Source organism: Bacillus sp. (in: firmicutes) (assembly GCA_017656295.1).
Taxonomy (GTDB): domain Bacteria; phylum Bacillota; class Bacilli; order Bacillales; family JACDOC01; genus JACDOC01.
This window is the reverse complement of record JACDOC010000010.1, coordinates 63,216-84,479: the sequence shown is the minus strand read 5'-3', so window position 1 is coordinate 84,479 and position 21,264 is coordinate 63,216. Positions and strand designations below refer to the sequence as shown.

15 protein-coding genes and 1 other annotated feature are annotated in these 21,264 nt (G+C 38.5%); of the genes, 6 read left to right on the top strand and 9 right to left on the bottom strand.

The genetic code is table 11. The annotated features are described in order from the left end of the window. Nucleotides 1-97 precede the first annotated feature (97 nt). Together megL and H0Z31_10115 are read right to left on the bottom strand one after the other, a co-directional pair. Nucleotides 98-1,312: a methionine gamma-lyase gene (gene megL / locus H0Z31_10120; GenBank protein MBO8177795.1), complete on the bottom strand. Its 1,215-nt coding sequence runs from the start codon at nucleotides 1,310-1,312 to the stop codon at nucleotides 98-100. A 151-nt stretch (nucleotides 1,313-1,463) separates the two neighbouring features. Then, nucleotides 1,464-3,326, bottom strand: coding sequence for a diguanylate cyclase (locus H0Z31_10115; protein MBO8177794.1), 1,863 nt, complete (start codon nucleotides 3,324-3,326; stop codon nucleotides 1,464-1,466). 919 nt (nucleotides 3,327-4,245) lie between these two features. On the opposite strand from H0Z31_10115, the gene rpsD reads away from it, so the two are divergent. Then, a complete protein-coding gene (rpsD, locus tag H0Z31_10110; protein ID MBO8177793.1) occupies nucleotides 4,246-4,848 on the top strand; it encodes a 30S ribosomal protein S4 in 603 nt (200 codons plus the stop codon). A 245-nt stretch (nucleotides 4,849-5,093) separates the two neighbouring features. On the opposite strand, the gene H0Z31_10105 is transcribed toward rpsD, so the two are convergent. After that, entirely contained in the window at nucleotides 5,094-6,353 is a 1,260-nt protein-coding gene (locus H0Z31_10105; GenBank protein ID MBO8177792.1) for a tyrosine--tRNA ligase, read from the bottom strand. Between the two features lie 46 nt (nucleotides 6,354-6,399). After that, nucleotides 6,400-6,620: a binding site (T-box leader), on the bottom strand. Nucleotides 6,621-6,796: 176 nt separating this feature from the next. Between H0Z31_10105 and H0Z31_10100 the strand changes: the two genes are divergently transcribed. Next, entirely contained in the window at nucleotides 6,797-9,712 is a 2,916-nt protein-coding gene (locus H0Z31_10100) for a penicillin-binding protein (protein ID MBO8177791.1), read from the top strand. Between the two features lie 19 nt (nucleotides 9,713-9,731). Here H0Z31_10100 and acsA read toward each other — a convergent pair whose 3' ends face one another. Continuing rightward, on the bottom strand, nucleotides 9,732-11,450 hold the full coding sequence (acsA, locus tag H0Z31_10095) for an acetate--CoA ligase (protein MBO8177790.1): 1,719 nt from the start codon (nucleotides 11,448-11,450) through the stop codon (nucleotides 9,732-9,734). 544 nt (nucleotides 11,451-11,994) lie between these two features. Here acsA and H0Z31_10090 point away from each other — a divergent pair. Genes H0Z31_10090 through H0Z31_10080 form a run of 3 tightly spaced genes read left to right on the top strand, consistent with a single transcriptional unit; the run spans nucleotide 11,995 to nucleotide 14,465 of the window. Beyond that, nucleotides 11,995-12,627: a GNAT family N-acetyltransferase gene (locus H0Z31_10090; protein MBO8177789.1), complete on the top strand. Its 633-nt coding sequence runs from the start codon at nucleotides 11,995-11,997 to the stop codon at nucleotides 12,625-12,627. 15 nt (nucleotides 12,628-12,642) lie between these two features. After that, nucleotides 12,643-13,290 carry a CBS domain-containing protein gene (locus H0Z31_10085; protein MBO8177788.1) on the top strand — a complete coding sequence of 216 codons (648 nt, stop codon included), beginning with the start codon at nucleotides 12,643-12,645 and terminating at the stop codon, nucleotides 13,288-13,290. Then, nucleotides 13,260-14,465 (top strand): acetoin utilization protein AcuC, encoded by a 1,206-nt coding sequence (locus H0Z31_10080; GenBank protein ID MBO8177787.1) that lies wholly within the window; start codon nucleotides 13,260-13,262, stop codon nucleotides 14,463-14,465. The genes H0Z31_10085 and H0Z31_10080 overlap by 31 nt, the downstream gene beginning before the upstream one ends. A 38-nt stretch (nucleotides 14,466-14,503) precedes the next feature. Here H0Z31_10080 and motB read toward each other — a convergent pair whose 3' ends face one another. From motB to H0Z31_10060, 4 genes are all read right to left on the bottom strand, one after another. Continuing rightward, the gene (gene motB, locus H0Z31_10075; GenBank protein MBO8177786.1) at nucleotides 14,504-15,262 is read right to left on the bottom strand and encodes a flagellar motor protein MotB; all 759 of its coding nucleotides are present in this window, start codon (nucleotides 15,260-15,262) and stop codon (nucleotides 14,504-14,506) included. Then, nucleotides 15,252-16,067 carry a flagellar motor protein MotP gene (motP, locus tag H0Z31_10070; protein MBO8177785.1) on the bottom strand — a complete coding sequence of 272 codons (816 nt, stop codon included), beginning with the start codon at nucleotides 16,065-16,067 and terminating at the stop codon, nucleotides 15,252-15,254. The genes motB and motP overlap by 11 nt, the downstream gene beginning before the upstream one ends. Nucleotides 16,068-16,117: 50 nt before the next feature. Further along, a complete protein-coding gene (gene ccpA / locus H0Z31_10065) occupies nucleotides 16,118-17,116 on the bottom strand; it encodes a catabolite control protein A (GenBank protein ID MBO8177784.1) in 999 nt (332 codons plus the stop codon). A gap of 222 nt (nucleotides 17,117-17,338) precedes the next feature. Continuing rightward, the gene (locus H0Z31_10060) at nucleotides 17,339-18,418 is read right to left on the bottom strand and encodes a bifunctional 3-deoxy-7-phosphoheptulonate synthase/chorismate mutase (protein ID MBO8177783.1); all 1,080 of its coding nucleotides are present in this window, start codon (nucleotides 18,416-18,418) and stop codon (nucleotides 17,339-17,341) included. A gap of 256 nt (nucleotides 18,419-18,674) precedes the next feature. Between H0Z31_10060 and H0Z31_10055 the strand changes: the two genes are divergently transcribed. Further along, nucleotides 18,675-20,819: a cell division protein FtsA gene (locus H0Z31_10055; protein ID MBO8177782.1), complete on the top strand. Its 2,145-nt coding sequence runs from the start codon at nucleotides 18,675-18,677 to the stop codon at nucleotides 20,817-20,819. 49 nt (nucleotides 20,820-20,868) lie between these two features. On the opposite strand, the gene ytxJ is transcribed toward H0Z31_10055, so the two are convergent. Beyond that, on the bottom strand, nucleotides 20,869-21,186 hold the full coding sequence (gene ytxJ, locus H0Z31_10050; protein MBO8177781.1) for a bacillithiol system redox-active protein YtxJ: 318 nt from the start codon (nucleotides 21,184-21,186) through the stop codon (nucleotides 20,869-20,871). Nucleotides 21,187-21,264 lie beyond the last annotated feature (78 nt).

Sequence of the window (21,264 nt, the reverse complement as noted above, 5' to 3'; positions counted from 1 at the left end):
ATACTGAAAGTAGCAGGCATCCGCCAGCTACTTTCAGAGAAAAATCGAAAAAATACAAAAGCAAGTGGCGAAAAACGAGCCGTTTTTCGCCACTTGCTTATTTTAGGGACTTATCGGACAGCCCCTTTGTATGTTTAAATGAACTTAATGCCTGGTCTAAGTCAGCACAAATATCTTCCCATGCTTCTAATCCAATGGACATCCGTAACATATGGTCATAAATCCCCATCGACTCTCTTACTGGTTGCGGGATGACCGAATGCGTCATCGTAGCCGGGTGTTGAATTAACGTTTCCGCATCGCCTAAGCTTACTGCAATGCGAATCGTTTGTAGGTGATTCATCAATCGTTGAGCATCCTCTTTCGTTCCGTTAATCGTAAAGGAAAGCACCCCTCCCCCTCTTTTCATTTGTTTCTTAGCAATTCCATATTGTGGGTGTTCTGGATCAAACGGATAAAAAACATTTTCCACTTGCGGATGCTTCTTTAAAAATGAAACGACTTTCTCAGCATTTTCACAGTGCCGATCCATGCGAATGTGTAATGTTTTTAATCCACGTAATAGCAGCCACGCATCAAATGGAGAAATGACCCCACCAATATCTTTTTGGGTCGTCATTCGGATTTCATTTATAAAATCGTTCTTACCAACGACAATACCGGCAATGACATCACCGTGTCCACCAATATATTTCGTGGCACTATGGATAACAATATCACATCCATATGTTAACGGCTGTTGTAGGTAAGGAGAGCTAAATGTATTATCTACAACTACGATAATTCCTTTTTCTTTTGCAATTTTCACTACCATTTCCAAATCAATGATTTTCATCGTTGGATTGATTGGTGTTTCAATATAAATACATCGGGTGGTTGGACGAAGTTGACTTCTCAACATTTCTTCATTATCCATCGGCGAAAAATCATGGGAAACGCCATACTTTTCTTTCATTAACTGCAATAAGCCGTAAGTACAACCATAGATTCCTTGAGAACATAAAATATGATCACCTGTTTTCAATAACCCAAATAACACACTGGACACTGCGGCCATACCGGACGCAAATGATAGTGCAGCTTCCCCTTGTTCTAATACGGCCATTCGTTCATCTAAAATTTGTACCGTTGGGTTTCCTAAGCGCGAGTAAATATACCCTTTTTCTTCACCAGCAAATCGGCGCTCCCCTTGAAGAGCATGTTCAAACGTAAACGTCGATGTTTGAAATAAAGGTGGATTTAGACTTCCTTCATATTTTGATGGATGATACCCTTCATGAATTAGGACCGTTTCTATACGTTTTGATTTCATGTCTCCCTTGTTCCCCCTTCCCTTACAATTATAGGATATGACAAAAAGATCATAAATGAAAGCGTTTTCTTACCGTTTTCGGTACGGTATTCTTTGCCTATTATGAAAAAATTAAAAAGGAGTTTCCCTCTTTTTGGAGGAAAAACTCCCTTTAAATATCTTTTTGTAGTATAGCTTGGTTTTTTCCTCTATTTTTGGCTTCATAAAGCGCCATATCCGCCCGATGAAAGAGACGCTCAAGCGAATCTTTCTTACTTCTATTCCAATAAGAAACACCACAAGATATCGTTACTCTTGGTTTTGTTTCCATCCTTACTTTTTCAACAAGCCGCTGAGCAATCGTATAGCCGATGATATACGATACGTTCGGTAAATAGACAGCTAGCTCTTCTCCACCCCATCGTGCACCAATATCTGACGCTCGAATGTTATTTTTAATAATATTCGCAACTTGTATGATGATTTTGTCCCCAACTTGGTGACCGTACGTATCATTGACTTGTTTAAAGTTATCAATATCGATAACGATAAACGTCCCTTGTTCATCTTCCGTCATCGATTTGATAACCGATTCATCTAAATAATTTCGTGAATAAAGCTTCGTTAAGTGGTCGGTAATAACCATTTTTTCTAGCTCTTCTCGAAGCATTGAATTGGATAAGGCTAGCGTCGAATGATGAATGAGTGACTGAAGTAGTTTAAACATCTCAAAGGTAAAATGGTACGGCTGTTCATGCAAAGTGATACAAAGCCCGATTAATTCTTCACTATGTCTCATTGGGACAGCCATTAGTGAACGAAACGGTACTTCCGAATCCAACTTCCCTAACAAATCACCAATTAGCAACGCTTCTCTTTCACGATCGAATTGTTTTCTTACATAGGAAATATACCATTTTCCAACTTCTTCTTCAAAAAACGGAGAACTACCTGGAATGACTTTGTTATGATCATCAAAACAAAAGACAAAACCTGTAGCGGTAGAATGAAATGAATCGGTTATTTGTTGATGTAAAAATTGTATCGTATCTAATAATCGCAAATTCGAATTTAATTTATGTGAAGTTTCATTAATTAACTGTAAATCAGCTATTAATCGCTTCGATTGCTCGTATAATTTAGCGTTTTCTAACGCACTACCAGCTGTATTAACGAGAAGACGAATAAACTCCAATTGTGTTTTCGGAAAGATGATGGAATAAGGAGCACTTACTTTTAAAACCCCATACACCCCTTGATTTCCCTTGAGCGGGGCATAAAGGTTGGTAGCCACCTGATGATACGAATCAGCGATTAAAACTTTTCCCTCAACGTATGCTTGTAGAGCCACGTCATCATCCGAATCAAACTCTAAATATTCTACCGGAAGTTCTTCAAGTGATTCGTGATCATTGGTTAGCATTAACGTAAAAGAATAATTAGGAAACACCCGTTTTAACGTTCCAATGATTTCTTTTAATACAAAATGAATGTCCATTGTTGAATGAATTTTTTCCGTAAATTGATACAGTTCTTTAAATTGTCGCTCTTCATCCATTACCCTTTCCATTTTCACAACGTTTTTAATAAATGTTTCACAAAGAGACTTGATGGCTAACAACTGTGAGTGATGATCTTCCGTCATCCACTCTTTCGATAAATACAAAAATAAATACCAGTACTCTCCTTCTTCGACCCGAAATTGCAAAACAGTGTTAAAAGGAGAAAGGGGATCCATAAGTGGATTTTTCGATATATAAACGGAATGATGATGAACGTACTTTTCAATCTCAATTCTCGTTAATTGATTAGGAAGATTCTGATTATTTTTAAAACAACTACTTAAATACAACCGATTCCAATCACCACCATCTGTTCGATACAAAGCTGCTTGTATGGCATTTAAAGCATTAGCAATACATTTCACCCATCGAGGTAACATTTTTTGGAAATGTTGTTCATTATCTTCCCACTGTAAAAAGTCATAAAAACGGGACTTTAATTGATTCACCAATTTTTCATTTGCTCTGCTCATTTCAGTCACCCGCTATGCTACATTAATGTATTGTTGATTTCATCACAGCAATTTTGACATGTTGCGGATATGATAATAACCATACAGTTTTTTTAGTATCCAACGGATGAATGGAAGAAAAGTACATCCACTTCGATCGAATTATTCATCACTTCTTTATATATATACGTTTTGATATCTTCTCTGTATCAGTTACTTGAAATGGGATACCGGTGGTTATGAAGGAACTATGTTTATTTGGAGATCGTTTTTCTAATTGTAGAGTAGGGGTAAAATAGTACCAATGGTTATTCCTTTGTGTCAAAAGTCCATCTCCGTTACTTCCTTTTTTAACTCACCAACTAGATCATCAAGCTCTGTTTTTACTAATACTGGAAATTAGATAGACAATGAGAAGTCGTTAAAATCTGTCCGTTGGTTAGCCAAAGAGATTCGGGCATTGGGTGATTGCTGTAATAACTACCTGTAGAATTGGAGACTCCTCTGTCATTTCATCATCCTACGTCACAATTCCGACAATTGTCATACCGAAGAATGAATAATAAAAGACGAATTACATGTTTGTTCGTATTTTTTCAAAAAAATCATGCTTCTTCTAAAATTTCTATAATTTGCCTACAATATTGTATTATATCACACTAAAAATCGGTATGTTATAATTTTATTAATATTTTTATGAATTTATAGCTAAAACACCCGTTTTGTTCTTGACTTCCCTTTTTGAAAATTATATAATGTCTTTTGTGTAAAATATTGCAGCCTATGTTTACAAGTTTATGTTCCCATTTTGTTGCTCATTATGAGTTGTATCTCGTAACCCTCTGCTGCTAGGGCGAAGGTACATGAAAACAAAATGGTCATAAATGTTGTAAACAACTGTTTATTTTACCGAAAATAAACGATAAAGGAGGAGTCCTTGATGGCTCGTTATACTGGTCCAAGCTGGAAGATTTCTCGCCGTCTTGGTATTTCTTTAAGCGGCACTGGTAAAGAATTAGAAAAACGTCCTTATGCGCCGGGTCAACACGGTCCAAACCAACGTAAAAAATTATCTGAGTACGGTCTACAATTACAAGAAAAACAAAAACTTCGTCATATGTACGGAGTAAACGAGCGTCAATTCCGTAACACGTTCGTGAAAGCAGGTAAAATGCCTGGTAAACATGGTGAAAACTTCATGATTCTTCTTGAGTCTCGCCTTGACAACCTAGTATATCGTCTTGGCTTAGCTCGTACTCGTCGTCAAGCTCGTCAGCTTGTTAACCACGGTCATATCCTTGTTGATGGAAGCCGTGTAGACATTCCATCTTACCGTGTACAACCTGGCCAAACAATTAGCGTTCGCGAAAAATCTCGCAACCTTCAAATTATTAAAGAAGCAGTTGAAGCTAACAACTTTGTACCTGAGTACTTAACTTTCGATCCTGAAAAGTTAGAAGGTACTTACACTCGTTTACCAGAGCGTTCTGAACTTCCAGCAGAAATTAACGAAGCACTAATCGTAGAGTTCTACTCTCGTTAATCTTCATCATCGTAACACCCGTTCGTTTGAGCGGGTGTTTTTTTATTAAATGTAAAAGTGGAATGAAGACTTTATAAAAAATTAAGCACTATGGTTAGACAAGATTTTTGTAAGAAATGATGGCTGTAACCAAGAAAAATCTTATATGCATTGGAAAGACGTTTGTACCACTCAGTTCACTTTCAACAAAAACCTCTTGAACAAAAAAGTGGCAAGCCCCGCCAAGGAGCTCACCACTTCGTCAATTAGTATTTAATTAAGAAATATTTTTTCTTTCCGCGACGAATAATCGTAAATTTTCCTTCGATGCGGTCTTTTTTATCAACCACATAATCAAGAGCAGTTATGCGCTCCCCGTTGATGTAAATAGCTCCATTTTGAATATCTTCACGTGATTGACGCTTAGACGATGAAATTTTCGCGCTTACTAGTAAGTCGACAAGTCCAATTGGTTCTCCGCTTTCATGTTCATAGGAAGGTACATCTTTAAAACCTTGCATAATTTCATTCGCCGTTAGTTGTTTAATGTTTCCACTAAATAGCGCTTCAGAAATATGAATGGCTTGTTTTAACGCTTCTTCTCCATGAACAAGTCGCGTCATTTCCTCTGCTAGCGCTTTTTGAGCCGCACGTTTTTCTGGCGCTTCTTCTGTTTGTTTTTCTAGTTCTAAAATTTCTTCTTTTGATAGGAACGTAAAGTATTTTAAGTATTTTATCACATCACGGTCATCGGTATTGATCCAGAATTGGTAAAACTCATAAGGGGTTGTTTTTTCAGGATCTAACCAAACGGCGCCGCCTTCAGTTTTCCCGAATTTCGTTCCATCGGCTTTAGTGACAAGAGGAACTGTCAAACCATATGCCTTCGCCTCTTCGTGTGATTTACGAATTAATTCTAAACCTGCTGTAATATTTCCCCATTGGTCGCTTCCACCGATTTGAAGCTTACAGTTTTCGGTTTCATATAATTTTAAAAAGTCTAATGACTGTAAAATCATGTAACTAAATTCTGTAAACGAAATACCTGTCTCAAGTCGACTTTGAACTGAGTCTTTCGCTAACATATAATTAAGTCCGAAGTTTTTCCCTACGTCCCGTAAAAATGTAATCAGATCCATGCTGCCAATCCAGTCGTAGTTGTTTGCTACTTTTGCTGGATTTTCTTCCGCTTCAAAATCAAGGAATTTAGACAGCTGTTCTTTAATTCGTTCACTCCATTGAGCAACTACTTCTTTAGAATTTAACGTCCGTTCTGCCTTTTTACCACTTGGGTCACCAATAAGACCTGTCCCGCCACCGACAAGCGCAATTGGCTTATGACCAGCTAGTTGAAAACGGCGTAAAATTAAAATCGGAAGTAAATGACCGATATGTAAACTGTCTGCTGTTGGGTCAAATCCTGCATATAAGCTAATGCGTTCTTCTGCTAATAATTTTTCCAATCCTTCTTCATCGGTCACTTGATTAATTAGTCCACGGAACTTTAAATCTTCAAGTAAATTCACTCTTCTCACTCCTTTTATTTTTTCAATAAAAAAATCCCTTCGAAAACGAAGGGACGATCTTTCATCGCGGTACCACCCAACTTGAGGATATTACTCCTCCACTTTTTCCGATAACGGTTACTACCGTTTACCGCTACTTGTGCTCCTTACGTTCACGGTAAAAGCTCCAGGGGGTAATTCGTCACACTATTTGTGTCGATTTGCACCAACCATCGACTCTCTTCTTAACAGGGATAGGTGACTACTTAATCCTTTCATAGCTTGTTCTGTATTCTTATGTTTTACTTAAAAGATATTTAACATATTCCATCCTTCATTGTCAACTCCTTATACCTGCCAAAAGGTATGATTTAAGGACTAGTTTTGAAGGATTAAAAAAGAAAGTTCCCTTTTTCTGTCTTTATTTATGCTATAATGGATGTGATTCTTTGGGGGGATTGTATATGAAAAATATATGGATTAAAGTAAAGGAACGTTTACAGCCATTCATTCGTTTCTTTTCAAATAAAAAAGTTCAACGTCAAGCACGTATTACGTACCAAGTGACTTGGAATTTGTTTTTAATAATGATTATCGTCATGATTCTTGGATTTGCATTTGCCGGAGGAGTGGGAGCAGGATATTTTGCTTCCTTAGTAAAAGATGAAAAGATTCGCTCCTATGAAAGTATGAAAAAAGATATTTACAACTACGAAGAAACCTCCACCCTTTACTTTGCGAATAACGTTTACCTCGGAAAGCTTCGTTCGGATTTAGAACGAGAAGAAGTGTCCATCGATGAAGTTTCTAAACATTTAATCAATGCTGTCATCGCTACGGAAGATGAATACTTTTATGAACACGATGGCGTTGTGCCAAAAGCGATTTTACGCGCTCTTTTCCAAGAATTTACTAACTCCTCTGTCCGAACGGGAGGTAGTACATTAACTCAACAATTAATTAAAAACCAAATTTTAACAAACGAAGTATCGTTTGAACGAAAGGCAAAAGAAATACTGCTCGCTTTACGTTTAGAAAAGTTTTTTGATAAAGATGAAATATTAGAGGCTTACTTAAACGTAGCGACTTTTGGTAGAAATTCTTCCGGAAGAAACATTGCAGGTGTGCAATCAGCCGCCAAAGGAATTTTTGGTGTGGACGCCAAAGATTTAAACTTACCACAAGCAGCCTTTATTGCAGGACTGCCACAAAGCCCATTTGGTTATACGCCGTTTACAAATAAAGGCGAACTTAAAGAAAATCTTGAGCCAGGATTGAATCGAATGAAAACCGTTTTGAAACGGATGTATGAAGCTGGATACATCACAAAGGAGGAATACGAAAGTGCACTCAATTATGATATCGTTAGCGATTTTATTCCTCCGAAAGAAAACCCAACGGAAAAGTATCCATGGTTAACAGCGGAAATAGAAAGCCGCGCAACCGAAATTTTGGCGTTTATATTAGCAGAAAAAGATGGGTACACAAAAGAGGAAGTCAAGGAAAATGATAAGCTATACGAAAAGTATTTAACCTTGGCTGACAGGGATTTACGTCAAAATGGATACGAAATTCATACAACCATTCATAAAGACATTTACGACAAAATGCAGGAAGTGAAGGATGCGTATACAAACTACGGTCCTGACGTAAAGGTGCAAAAAAATGGAGAAACAGTTGTCGAGCCTGTTCAAATTGGAGCTATTTTAATTGAAAACACTACTGGTCGAATTATTAGTTTTGTCGGTGGAAGAGATTTTAGTATTGAGCAATTAAACCATGCTACACAAGGTAGACGCTCTAATGGGTCAACGATGAAACCACTACTTGTGTATGCACCGGCGCTGGAACTTGGAGCTGCTACACCTGGGACAATTATTCCGGATACGGAAATGAGCATCCGTGCTGGTAATGGAGAAATTTGGAAACCAAATAACTATACTGGTCGTTATTACGGGCTTGTCTCTGCTCGCTATGCGTTAGCGAAATCGTATAACGTGCCAGCTGCGAAAATTTATTTAGATATTAAGCAGTACCGTCCAGTTGAATATTTAGCAAAAATGGGCTTTACTTCCTTAACAGATGTGGACTATACGACAACAGCGATTGCACTCGGATCTATCACGAACGGGGTCACCGTTGAGGAAAACGTTAATGCGTACGCCACGTTTGCGAACGGGGGACAGTTTGTTGATGCGTATTTAATCGAAAAAATTATCGACAAGAACGGAAACGTTATTTATCAACACGAATCACAACCAGTGAATGTATTTAGTCCACAAACTGCTTACTTAACCATCGATATGATGCGTGACGTCTTAAAATACGGAACAGCGGCGTCGGTACCACGAATGTTAAAGTTTTCTGCCGACTGGGCTGGAAAAACAGGAACGAGTCAGAACTTCCATGACGCTTGGTTTGTCGCAACTAATCCGAATGTGACATTCGGAACATGGATTGGATATGACACCCCACGCAGCTTAAAAGCAGCTGGATATGAAAACTATAGTATTCGAAACTTAAAAATATGGGCACAATTAATTAATGCCGCTTATGACATCGAACCAGAGTTAATCGCTCCAAAAAGCCGATTTAAAATGCCAGGTGGAATTGTTCGCCGATCGTATTGTGCGGTATCTGGTTTACTACCATCGGAAGCTTGTTCAAAAGCAGGGTTAGTGGAAACCGACATCTTTAACGCAAAATTTGTACCAAATAAAGTAGACAATAGCTTAATTAACGGTTTCTATGTAACCATTGATGGAAAAAAATACGTAGCTTTAGAGTCGACACCTCCAGAATTTACTGAGCCGGGGCTCATGCTCAACCCTGAGTTTATCGCAGAAATTACCGGAGGTCGTTTAGATGACTTAGAACAATTAATACCGGATAATCCAAAATGGGAGAAAATTTTAATCCCTGAAGCAATTTTTAAAGATGATGGTAAAAATCCAGCTCCAGTCCAAGCGAAAGTGTCGGGGAAAATTATTTCTTGGACAAAATCCGCTTCCAAAGACGTTATCGGCTATCGAATTTACTCAAAAGCTGGCCAAAAAGTGGCAAGTGTGAAATCATCCGAGCCATTAAGAATTTCGCTTCCGGATGGAGAATATATGGTGAAAGCTGTAGATGTTGCTGGAAAAGAATCCAGCCCTTCCAACATAGTTCAAATCGGTTCAATACCAAATAATCCTTCAGAAAACCCAACAGATCCACCAAATGAAGAACAACCACCGTCCAATTCAGGCAACAATAATGGTGGAAATAATGGGGATACATCTTCACCAGCTGAGGGTAATAACGGAAATGGAAATAAAGAAGAAACTGAACAACCTCCTTCAAACAGCGACAATACTAATAAAAAGGATCCTGCCCAATAAGGGACAGGATCCTTTTTCATTAATCTTCCATTGTAGATAAATCCCCAGTAGGTAAATTCAACTCCCAAGCTTTTAATACACGTCTCATAATTTTTCCGCTGCGCGTTTTCGGCAATTTGTCTTTAAATTCAATTTCACGCGGCGCAGCATGGGCTGCTAGTCCTTGTTTTACAAATAAGCGAATTTCTTCTTTTAATTCATCCGAAGGTTCGTATCCTTCTCTTAATGAAATAAATGCTTTTATAATTTCGCCACGAACTGGATCTGGAACGCCGATGACCCCTGCTTCAGCAACCGCTGGATGTTCAACTAATTTACTTTCTACTTCAAACGGGCCGACCCGCTCTCCCGAAGTCATAATAACATCATCGATACGACCTTGGAACCAGAAGTAGCCGTCTTCATCCATATAAGCGGAATCGCCAGAAACATACCAATCTCCCGGCATAAAATAGGATTCATATTTTTGTGGATTATTCCAAATCGTATACATCATTGATGGCCAGCCTTTTTTAATGGCTAAGTTCCCCATTTGATATGGTGGCAATTCGTTTCCTTGATCATCGACAATTGCTGCTTTTACACCTGGAATTGGTTTCCCCATTGAACCAGGTTTAATTTCTATACAAGGATAGTTACAAATCAGTTGAGCTCCCGTTTCTGTCATCCACCATGTATCGTGAATACGTAAGTTGAATACTTTCAACCCCCAACGAATAACCTCAGGATTTAACGGTTCACCGACGCTTAAAATATGACGTAAGCTGGATAAATCATATTTTTTCACCACTTCATCGCCAGCACCCATTAACATCCGAAACGCTGTTGGAGCACTATACCAGACGGTGACTCCAAAATCTTCAATCGTTTGGTACCAATATTCTGGGGCGAAGCGACCACCGACAATGACATTCGAAGCCCCAACAAGCCAAGGGCCGAAAATACCGTAAGCTGTACCAGTTACCCAACCAGGGTCGGCTGTACACCAATAAACGTCATCGTCTTTTAAATCAAGCACCCATTTAGCAGTTTGATAGTGTTGAATCATCGCACGATGAACGTGTAACACACCTTTCGGCTTACCTGTTGAGCCAGATGTATAATGTAAAATAAGTCCATCTGTTTTATCTACCCATTCAATGTTGAGCTCTTTGCTCGCCTCATTTAATCGCTTTTTAAAGTCGTAATAATTTCCTTCTTCTTTCACATCGTCGCCTACTAAAAAAATGTGTTTTAATTCAGGTAAGTCTTGAACAGGGACACGACCGAGCAATTCAGGAGTTGTCACCAATACTTTCGCCCCGCTATCTTCTAAACGGTCTTTCACGGCCCCTTCCATGAACGCTTCAAACAGTGGACCGACAATAGCGCCGAGTTTCACTGCACCGAGTAAGGCAAAATAGAGCTCTGGTGAACGTGGCATAAAAATAAAAACACGATCCCCTTTTTCCACATCCCCATATTGCTTTAATACATTTGCTGCTTTATTCGTTAAATCTCTCATCTCTTTGAACGTATATTTTTCATAACGATGTTGATCACGATAATAAAGTGCGACTTTATTCTTTTTTTCCGTCAGTGCATGACGGTCAATCGCTTCGTATGCCATATTTATTTTTCCCGTTTCGTACCAGGAAAAGTTCTTTTCAGCCTCTTCCCACTGAAACGAAGCATACGTTTCCTCATAATTTTTTAAGTTGTGTTCTCCTTTTGTAACTGGTAGCGTTTCCACCTTCATTTGACCTTCTCCCCCTTTATGTAATAATTGATAATATTATTATATAGGATATTTTCTATATTCTCAATTTTTTAAACATTTTGTTTATATATAGTTAAAAAAATATTATTAAAAGAAAAATAACAAAACTGAGCAGAAATAGAACGATAAAAGAATTAACGTTCACTATAAATTTTTCTTTTTTTATAGATATGTTTGAGTGAAAAAATGAAGCGTTATTTCAATGAACCATGTAACGAAAAATGCCACTATAGAATGGACTTTGTAAATCAACATTTTGGACATTCCCCATCTCTACTCGATATTTTAATAATGCTTTATTTCTTTCTACTTAATTAAGCTAAGAGTAATACATAGAGAATTAAAGTGTACATCTACTAATTTCTCCTCATTACATCAACATTCCATTATTAACATTGTAACAAATTTACATTTGAACACTTTTTAAATTATTTACATAATAGTAAAATTATCGATTCCTAACAACGTCAAAAGATTCAGATTTTTGTATAATAGAAATAGGAACATATAAGGTGGTGTATGCATGGAACATAAAAAAACGTATAATGCGAAGGAAATAAAAACTCCACATGGACCGATTATCATTGAAGGTCCGATTCCTTCTGAACAGCTAGAACGGCTAGAATTCCACCAAGATTTAGTGGCTTTTCGGCCGCCAGCGAAACAACATCAAGCTCTTATTGAAATTGCCAAGTTACCAGAAGGAAGAATTATTATCGCCAGAGAAAACAATACCATTATTGGATACGTCACTTATCTGTATCCTGATCCACTTGAACGATGGTCGGAAGGGAACATGAAAAATTTAATTGAACTAGGAGCAATTGAGGTCATTCCGAAATACCGGGGCTTTTCAATCGGAAAAAATTTATTAAAAGTGTCCATGATGGACGATGCGATGGAAGACTATATTATCATAACGACCGAGTATTATTGGCATTGGGATTTAAAAGGAACGGGACTGAACGTATGGGAGTATAGAAAAGTGATGGAAAAAATGATGAATGCCGGAGGACTAGAGTGGTATGCCACTGATGATCCGGAAATTAGCTCCCATCCAGCCAACTGTCTGATGGCTCGTATTGGCAAAAGAGTCGACCAAGAATCAATCCAAAAGTTTGATCGGCTACGATTTAAAAATCGGTTTATGTATTAATAGGAGGAATTCGGAATGATTGTCGAACAAATAATGAACAAAGATGTTACTTCCCTTCTCCCAACAGACTCCATCCAACGAGCGATTGAAGTCATGCGAACGAAAAAAATTCGCCACATACCTATTATCAATGACGAAAACGAAGTAGTTGGTATTGTGTCTGATCGGGATATTAAAGAGGCCACACCTTCTATTTTGGAAACGCATTCAAATAAAGATATTTTGAAGCAGCCTCTCCAAACGATTATGAAAACAGAAGTTATTACTGGGCATCCGCTCGACTTTGTCGAAGAAGTAGCGGCCATGTTTTATGAACATCACATCGGTTGTATGCCGATTATTCAAAATCAAAAGCTTGTTGGAATCATTACGGAAACCGATTTATTACATACATTTGTTGAGCTAACAGGGGCTCATCAACCCGGTTCCCAAATCGAAGTACGCGTACCGAATAAGGCCGGAATGTTATACGAAGTGGCCGGCATTATTCGAAAACGGAATGCGAATATTCATAGCGTACTTGTATACCCGGATCGGGAAGATGAACATTATAAAATTTTAGTGTTTCGTGTACGGACAATGAACCCTGTTGGCATCATTGAAGACTTGAAAATAAACGGCTATCATGTCCAATGGCCATACGTTCCGGGGATTACGTCATGAAAAAGAAACGAGCGGTATTTGTATATTCCGACAAGCTACTTTCGTACAAGTTTTCCGATCAGCATCCATTTAATCAACTTCGTTTGAAATTAACCCTTGATTTATTAAAAAGTCTAAAGGCCATAGATGACGATGATCTTGTTCCTCCACGAATGGCTACTGACGAAGAGTTGTACCTGGTCCATGATCGATCGTTCGTTCAAGCCGTTAAAGATGCAGGCCATGGATTGATATCGCCTGAAAAAGCGGAAAGCTACGGTCTAGGAACGGAAGATACCCCCATATTTCCACACATGCATGAAGCAAGCGCCTACCTTGTCGGTGGAACGTTAACTGCGGTCGATTACGTTATGGAAGGGAAAAGTGATCATGCGCTCCATCTAGGCGGGGGACTGCATCATGGGTTCCGTGGAAAGGCATCTGGCTTTTGTATTTACAATGACAGCTCCGTTGCGATTAAATACATTCAACAAAAATATGGGGCCCGAGTATTATATGTGGATACCGACGCCCATCATGGGGACGGGGTTCAATGGACATTTTACGATGATCCGAATGTATGTACGTTCTCTATTCATGAAACGGGGCGATATTTATTTCCAGGAACCGGAAATGTGAACGAACGAGGAGCTGGAAGAGGGTATGGTTATTCATTTAATGTTCCTGTCGATGCATTTACCGAAGATGAATCATGGCTTTATGCCTATCAAACTGCCTTTCGTGAAATCGCTGACTATTTTAGGCCGGATGTGATTGTTACACAAAACGGTACGGATGCCCACTATTTTGACCCATTAACCCATTTATCAGCAACGATCAAAATCTATCGAGAAATTCCAAAGCTTGCCCACGAGATTGCTCATCAATATTGCAACGGTCGCTGGATCGCCGTCGGTGGGGGGGGATATGATATTTGGCGAGTCGTTCCGCGAGCTTGGGCTTACATCTGGTTAGAAATGACCGAAAACGCCCATGTTTCTGGTTCTTTACCTGAAGAATGGATTCATCATTGGGAACAACAGGCTCCTGTCCCGCTTATTAAAACGTGGGAAGATCCATCCAATATGTATCAACCGATTCCACGTAAACAAGAAATTGAAGAGAAAAACAGGCAAACGTTAGAACGTGCTCTTATTCCTATTCGGCAATGGTCCCGTAACGTAGAATCGAATTAGAGTAATAATAAAACGACCCTGAACGTTCCTTTTACCGTTCAGGGTTCGTTTTCATTATAAGAAGGATCTGAGATAATAATTTCTACCCGGCGATTTTTTTGCCAATTTTCAGGACCGTCATTAGGAGCAATTGGTCGTGTATCTCCGTATCCGACGGCCATAAATCGTTTAGGATCTAATTGATTTTGTTTAATTAAAAAGCGAATGACACTGCTTGCACGAGCAGTGGATAGTTCCCAGTTAGATGGGTATTTTGCTGTTGAGATCGGACGATTATCCGTATGTCCTTCTACTTTTACGACATTTGGAATTTTCTTTAATAATGTCCCAACCTTGTTTAAAAAAGGATATGCGCTTGGAATAATATCTGCTTCTCCAGTACGAAACAATACTTTTTCTTGTAAGACGAGAACAACACCTCGCTCTGTTCGAGTGGCCACAGCTACATCGGATAAACCGTTGTCCTCTAAATATTGTTGAACTTCCACAAGTAATTGCTCCAATAAATCTTGTTCATTCTCGTTACTTAGTAAAGAATCATTTGTTTCATTGCCATCATTGGTTGTTATCTGAGGTTGTGCCGAAGGGTTCTCAGACGGAATAACAGAAGGGTAAAAATCGAGAACTTGCCGTTGACGAAAGGACTCGGCAATCGCCTTGAATTTAATAATATCAATTTGTGACATCGAAAAAAGTAAAATAAAAAACACTAAGACGAGAGACATTAAATCCGAATACGTAACCATCCATTTAGGTGCTCCTTTATCAGAAGGAGGTAACGTACGTTTACGCTTCATACGTTACGGCCCCCTGCTCGTCCTGTACTGGATGAACAACCCGTTCCTTATTTGACAAGAAGGCAGTCAATTTTTCTTCTAATATTTTTGGATTTTGACCGGACTGAACACCGATGACTCCTTCAATAATAATTTGTTTGTAAAAAACTTCTTTTTCAGTTTTAATCGCTAATTTTGAAGCCATTGGAAGGAATACTAAGTTTGCCAATAAACTACCATAAAATGTCGTTAATAAAGCGACAGCCATGTTCGGACCTAATGTACTCGGATCGTTTAAGTTTTTTAACATTAAGACAAGTCCTACAAGCGTTCCAATCATTCCCCAAGAAGGAGCATATTCACCCGCTTTCTCTAAAATACTTCTTCCTTTGCGATGACGTTCTTCTAACGCAGAAATTTCGGCGTTCATAATATCTACAATCACATCAGGCTCAATGCCATCCACCGCTAATAAAATTCCTTTCTTCAAAAAGGAATCTTCCACCTGTTCTACTTCCGCTTCTAACGCTAAAAGCCCTTCCCTACGTGCTCGCTCGGATAAACGAACAAACGTTTGAATGAGTTCGTATAAATTATATTCCTCTTGTTGGAACGCTTGTCTTATAACGACAAACATGTGTCGTAAATCTTTAAGAGAAAAACTGACAAGTAAACCTGAAAATAATCCCGCAAAGACAATGAGTAGAGACGGAATATGAATAAAGGAAATAAATCCTTTCGTTCCGCCGTTTGATATGATGGCAAATGCTAATAAGACTACACCGACAACGAGACCTACTGGTGTTAGAACATCAAGCTTTCTCATGGTTACTCTCCCTAGAAATATTGAATCTATCGTTTATATCGGCACTTTCTTTATTTTGTTGAGTTTCGATGTTCAATACGGTGTGGAAGAACGACAATTTGGTCAGATACTTCTTCTTTATTCATATATTTAGTCAATAAGCGCATTGCTACCGCACCGATATCATATAAAGGCTGCACGATAGATGAGAGTGTAGGGCGAACCATTTGTACTAAACGCGTATTGTCAAAGCTGATCACTTCTAATTGCTCAGGAATTTTTACGTTGTCATCTTGAGCCCCATGAATCACACCAAGCGCCATTTCGTCGCTACCAACTAAAACAGCAGTTGGTGGCTCAGAAAGTTGAGATAAATTTTCCCATGCTTCTACGCCGGAATCATACGTGTAATCCCCTTCTACCACAAGAGCTTCATCATATGAAATGCCAGCTTCTTCTAGGGCTTTTTGGTACCCGGCCAATTTTTCTTCACGATTAATGGTTTCATGGAATGGGCCGCTGACAAATGCTATACGCTTGTGTCCTTTATCAATAAATTCTTTTATTGCCTCATAGGAAGCTGTTTTATAATCAATATTAACGGAAGGAATTTGTTTCGATTGTTCGATAGAACCAGCTAAGACGATAGGCACAGGTGATTGTTCAAATGTCGCTACATGCTCCTCCGTAATTTGTCCACCCATAAATACAATGCCATCTACTTGTTTGGCTAACATTGTTTGAATTAAATGAAGTTCTTTCTCTTTGTTTTGGTCAGAGTTACTTAAAATAATGTTGTATTTGTACATCGTGGCAATGTCTTCGATACCTCGAGCTAACTCGGCATAAAAGATGCTCGAAATATCTGGGATAATCACACCAACTGTCGTTGTTTTTTTACTTGCTAAGCCACGTGCTACCGCATTTGGACGATAACCTAACCGTTCAATCACTTCCATGACTTTTTTTCGAGTTGCTGGTTTTACATTTGGGTTCCCGTTCACCACACGCGAAACCGTTGCCATTGATACATTTGCTTCTCTTGCTACATCGTATATTGTTACATTCATTGATTGGTCCAACTCCTTTATCACGTTCTAATCGATTTCTTGATAGTCTTATTTTACATGAATGTACGTAAAAGTACGCGTGTTAATCATGAATTTTTTCATACAATCATGTAAATTATCATATTATAGACGATATAAACGTGCAACGAATCCATTGTTTTTCATATAGGAAAAGGTGACCCTGTAAAGCCGTATTTCTTCACAAGGTCACCTTTTTCTTTATTATAACGTTTTTAAAGGCATACTTTTGGTTAACGCTTCAAAAAATTCATCAAACTGCTGTAGGTCCATTTGTTGAGCTGAATCGGATAATGCGACAGCTGGATCTGGATGAACTTCCGCCATTACTCCATCTGCTCCAATCGCAATGGCCGCTTTAGCAGCAGGTAACAATAAATCTTTACGACCCGTAGAATGAGTAACATCAACAATCACTGGTAGATGAGTTTCTTGTTTTAAAATTGGAACGGCTGAAATATCTAGTGTATTTCGAGTAGCGCGTTCATATGTGCGAATGCCTCGTTCACATAAAATAATTTGACCGTTTCCTTGAGACATAATGTATTCAGCTGCATTGATGAATTCTTCAATCGTTGCTGCCAATCCACGTTTTAATAGTACTGGTTTATTAACTTGTCCTGCCGCTTTTAACAATTCAAAGTTTTGCATATTTCTTGCACCGATTTGAATAACATCTAAGTATTCAAGGGCTGGTTCAATATCTGCAGGGTTTACAATTTCACTAATTACACCTAAACCGTACTCGTCCCCAATTTGTTTTAAAATTTTAAGCCCTTCGATACCTAGTCCTTGGAAATCGTAAGGTGATGTCCGTGGTTTAAACGCCCCGCCACGTAGTAACTTCAGCCCTTTTTGTTTAACAGCTGCAGCAACCTGTGCTGTTTGTTCATACGATTCGACGGCACATGGTCCAAATATGAAATGAGGATTGCCGTCGCCAATTTTTTCTCCATTCACTTCTACAATCGTATCTTCTGGCTTTTTCTTACGAGATACAAGTAATGCCTTTCGATGGTCGTCTTTTTGTAGTTCCAATCCTGCTTTAAAGATCTCTTTAAAGATATGTTCAATGGTTGAATCTGCAAACGGTCCATTGTTGTTCTCTTTAATTAAATTAAGCATTTTCCGTTCACGTACAGGGTCATAGCGATTGACCCCTTGCTTTTCTTTGACTTTTCCAATTTCCTGAACAAGACGTGCTCGTTCATTAATTAAATTCAAAATTTGCAAGTTTAATTCGTCTAATTGTTCACGTAATTGGTCAAGCTCCTTGTTACTCATCGTTTCCATCCTTTCTATTTGTTCATTCATGAACAAGTGTACATGTTCTTGAGTAAAGATTCATATAATTCTATATATGAATTCTTCCCCGCACAGTTAAATTGTGTTACATTTTCTAATATATTAGGGATAATTATATAGGATAATCTTCCAAATGTCACTAAAAAAATCTTTAATAATTAAACGCTTTTAAGCGATAAAGTATTCTATGAATAAAATTTAAAGAAGGTGCATCGTCTTGGAACAGAAGAATATTATGTTCTCACTCGATATTGGTACTCGTTCCGTTGTTGGTATTATTATGGAAGTAAAAGAAGGAAATTATTACATTAAGGACACAGTCATAAAAGAGCATCAAGAACGGGCCATGCTTGATGGACAAATTCATGATGTCATGTCGGTATCAAAAATTATTAAAGAAATCAAAGAAGAACTGGAAAAAACACACGGTCCTCTTCGACGAGTTTGCGTAGCCGCTGCTGGTCGCGCTTTAAGAACAGAGCGTTCAAAAGCCACCATTTCCATTAAAAATAAACCAATATTGCAAAAAGATGATATTCTTCATTTAGAATTGTCCGCCGTCCAAGCTGCTCAAGTGAGAGCGGCTGAAAACTTTGTCCAAGATTCAAGCAAACATTATTATTGTGTCGGCTATTCCGTTCTTCATTATTACTTAGACGATGAAGAGATTGGAAACTTAATTGACCAAAGAGGAGATACCGCATCGGTTGAAATCATTGCTACATTTTTACCGAGAGTGGTAGTCGAATCATTAATAACCGCACTCCAACGTGCAGAATTAGAAATGGAAGCGTTAACGTTGGAGCCGATTGCGGCCATTAATGTGCTGATTCCTCCATCGATGCGTCGCTTAAATGTAGCACTTGTTGATATTGGTGCAGGTACGTCTGATATAGCCATTACCGATGAAGGAACTGTCATCGCTTATGGGATGGTACCAGTTGCCGGAGACGAAATTACAGAAGCTATTAGCGACCAATACTTACTCGATTTCCCAAAAGCAGAACAAGCGAAAAGAGAACTGATTGCGAAGGATTCGATTACGATCACCGATATTTTAGGATTTGAAACAACAATTCCAAAAGAAGAAGTGATTCAACAAATATCCCCTTCCATTGAAAAACTAGCCAAATCCATTTGTGAAGAAATTTTACGTCTAAATAACAACAAACCACCAAAAGCGGTAATGCTCGTAGGTGGTGGAAGCTTAACACCACATTTACCGAAAACAATCGCTCAACAATTACAGTTACCTGAAAATCGGGTAGCCATTCGTGGAACAGAGGCAATTCAGCAGCTAGTCATGGAAAACGATTTACCGAAAGGTCCTGAATTTGTCACACCTATAGGTATTGCAATCGCTGCACAACAGTCGCCGGTTCAATACGTAACCGTTTATGTCAATGATCAACCTGTTCGCGTATTTGAAGTGAAGTCTTTAACTATTGGAGACTGTGTATTAACAGCTGGTCTAAAAGTGTCAAAACTATACGGTAAACCAGGAATGGCGTCCATCATCACGGTTAATGGACAGTCGCTCACTCTACCTGGTGAACACGGACACCCGCCAACGATATTACTAAACGGAACGAAAGCCTCCTTTGACACTCCCGTGAAAAACGGAGATAAAATTACCATCATTCCTGGAATAGACGGACGATCAGCTCGCGTAACGTTAAATGACCTGTTTGATGAAACGTTTGCTGCTAAAACGGTAACGATTCAAGGGAAACCATATACGATTCATCCAGTTATTGAAGTAAATGGTCGAAAAGCTTCATTAGATCAAGTTCTTGTTGATAAAGATGTTGTAGAAGTTCGGTTTCCAAAAACGATTGAACAACTATTAGATCAATTACAGCTTACCCAATTAAAAGAAAAAATAAGACCGTTTTATGTACAATGGAATGGAAAAGCGACCTTTTTTCCAAAGTTTTCGGGACAACTCTTGTTAAACGATCGTCAAGTAAAACCGTCCAGTCCGTTCCAAGACGGGGACGTCATTGAAATTGTCCCATATCAGCATCCGACATTAAGTGAAATACTTCAAACGAAACAATTAAACATGAAACATACCATTGTGGTACTCTTTAACGGAGAACGGGTAACATTAGAGCAACAAATTGTTTCAGTCATACGGGATGGGAAACAACTTACAGGAGAAGAGCGCATGTATATTGGTGATTCGCTTCAAATCGATATACTTCCAACGAAACCTTTTATTTTCCAAGATTTGTTCCGATATGTAGAGGTCAATCGACCTTCAACGGAACAACGTTCGTTTACGATATTAAAAAATGGAGTAGAATGTACTTTCTATGAACCGATTCAACATGGTGACGAATTAGAATTAAAATGGAAATCAACGAAAACAACATAAAATAAATGATAGGCAGCCCCTTTTCAGTATACAGAGGCTGCCTTCTTCATTATCTTGTCGTTTTTTGCAGTTGTTCCTTTGTAATATTCCAGTGAGATGTATGCCAAACCGGCTTGCCGTTTTGGAAGAGGAAAACTTGAGGTGATTCATGCCGGATACTATACGTGTCCGCAATGTAATTAGATAACGGACGATCTTCTTGGACAACAAGATAGTATCCTTTAACTTGTTCATCCGTAACAAAAGATTCGTACTCACGATACGCATTCATACTGATGGGACAAGTGGCGCTATGCTTTAAGAAGTAAAAATTGTCTTCAGATTCAATGAGAGATAGAAACTCCTCAATCGAGCGAATACGCTCCATACAATCCTCCCCTTAAAAAAAGTAGTGAAGTCATCATAGCACTTCACTACTTTTTTGGCAAATAATTAACTTTGTTTC

Excerpts from the sequence above, each read along its gene's own strand:
- megL (MBO8177795.1), bottom strand. The coding sequence starts at position 1,312 with ATGAAATCAAAACGTATAGAAACGGTCCTAATTCATGAAGGGTATCAT.
- H0Z31_10115 (MBO8177794.1), bottom strand. The coding sequence starts at position 3,326 with ATGAGCAGAGCAAATGAAAAATTGGTGAATCAATTAAAGTCCCGTTTT.
- rpsD (MBO8177793.1), top strand. The coding sequence starts at position 4,246 with ATGGCTCGTTATACTGGTCCAAGCTGGAAGATTTCTCGCCGTCTTGGT.
- H0Z31_10100 (MBO8177791.1), top strand. The coding sequence starts at position 6,797 with ATGAAAAATATATGGATTAAAGTAAAGGAACGTTTACAGCCATTCATT.
- acsA (MBO8177790.1), bottom strand. The coding sequence starts at position 11,450 with ATGAAGGTGGAAACGCTACCAGTTACAAAAGGAGAACACAACTTAAAA.
- H0Z31_10090 (MBO8177789.1), top strand. The coding sequence starts at position 11,995 with ATGGAACATAAAAAAACGTATAATGCGAAGGAAATAAAAACTCCACAT.
- H0Z31_10085 (MBO8177788.1), top strand. The coding sequence starts at position 12,643 with ATGATTGTCGAACAAATAATGAACAAAGATGTTACTTCCCTTCTCCCA.
- H0Z31_10080 (MBO8177787.1), top strand. The coding sequence starts at position 13,260 with ATGGCCATACGTTCCGGGGATTACGTCATGAAAAAGAAACGAGCGGTA.
- motB (MBO8177786.1), bottom strand. The coding sequence starts at position 15,262 with ATGAAGCGTAAACGTACGTTACCTCCTTCTGATAAAGGAGCACCTAAA.
- motP (MBO8177785.1), bottom strand. The coding sequence starts at position 16,067 with ATGAGAAAGCTTGATGTTCTAACACCAGTAGGTCTCGTTGTCGGTGTA.
- ccpA (MBO8177784.1), bottom strand. The coding sequence starts at position 17,116 with ATGAATGTAACAATATACGATGTAGCAAGAGAAGCAAATGTATCAATG.
- H0Z31_10060 (MBO8177783.1), bottom strand. The coding sequence starts at position 18,418 with ATGAGTAACAAGGAGCTTGACCAATTACGTGAACAATTAGACGAATTA.
- H0Z31_10055 (MBO8177782.1), top strand. The coding sequence starts at position 18,675 with ATGTTCTCACTCGATATTGGTACTCGTTCCGTTGTTGGTATTATTATG.
- ytxJ (MBO8177781.1), bottom strand. The coding sequence starts at position 21,186 with ATGGAGCGTATTCGCTCGATTGAGGAGTTTCTATCTCTCATTGAATCT.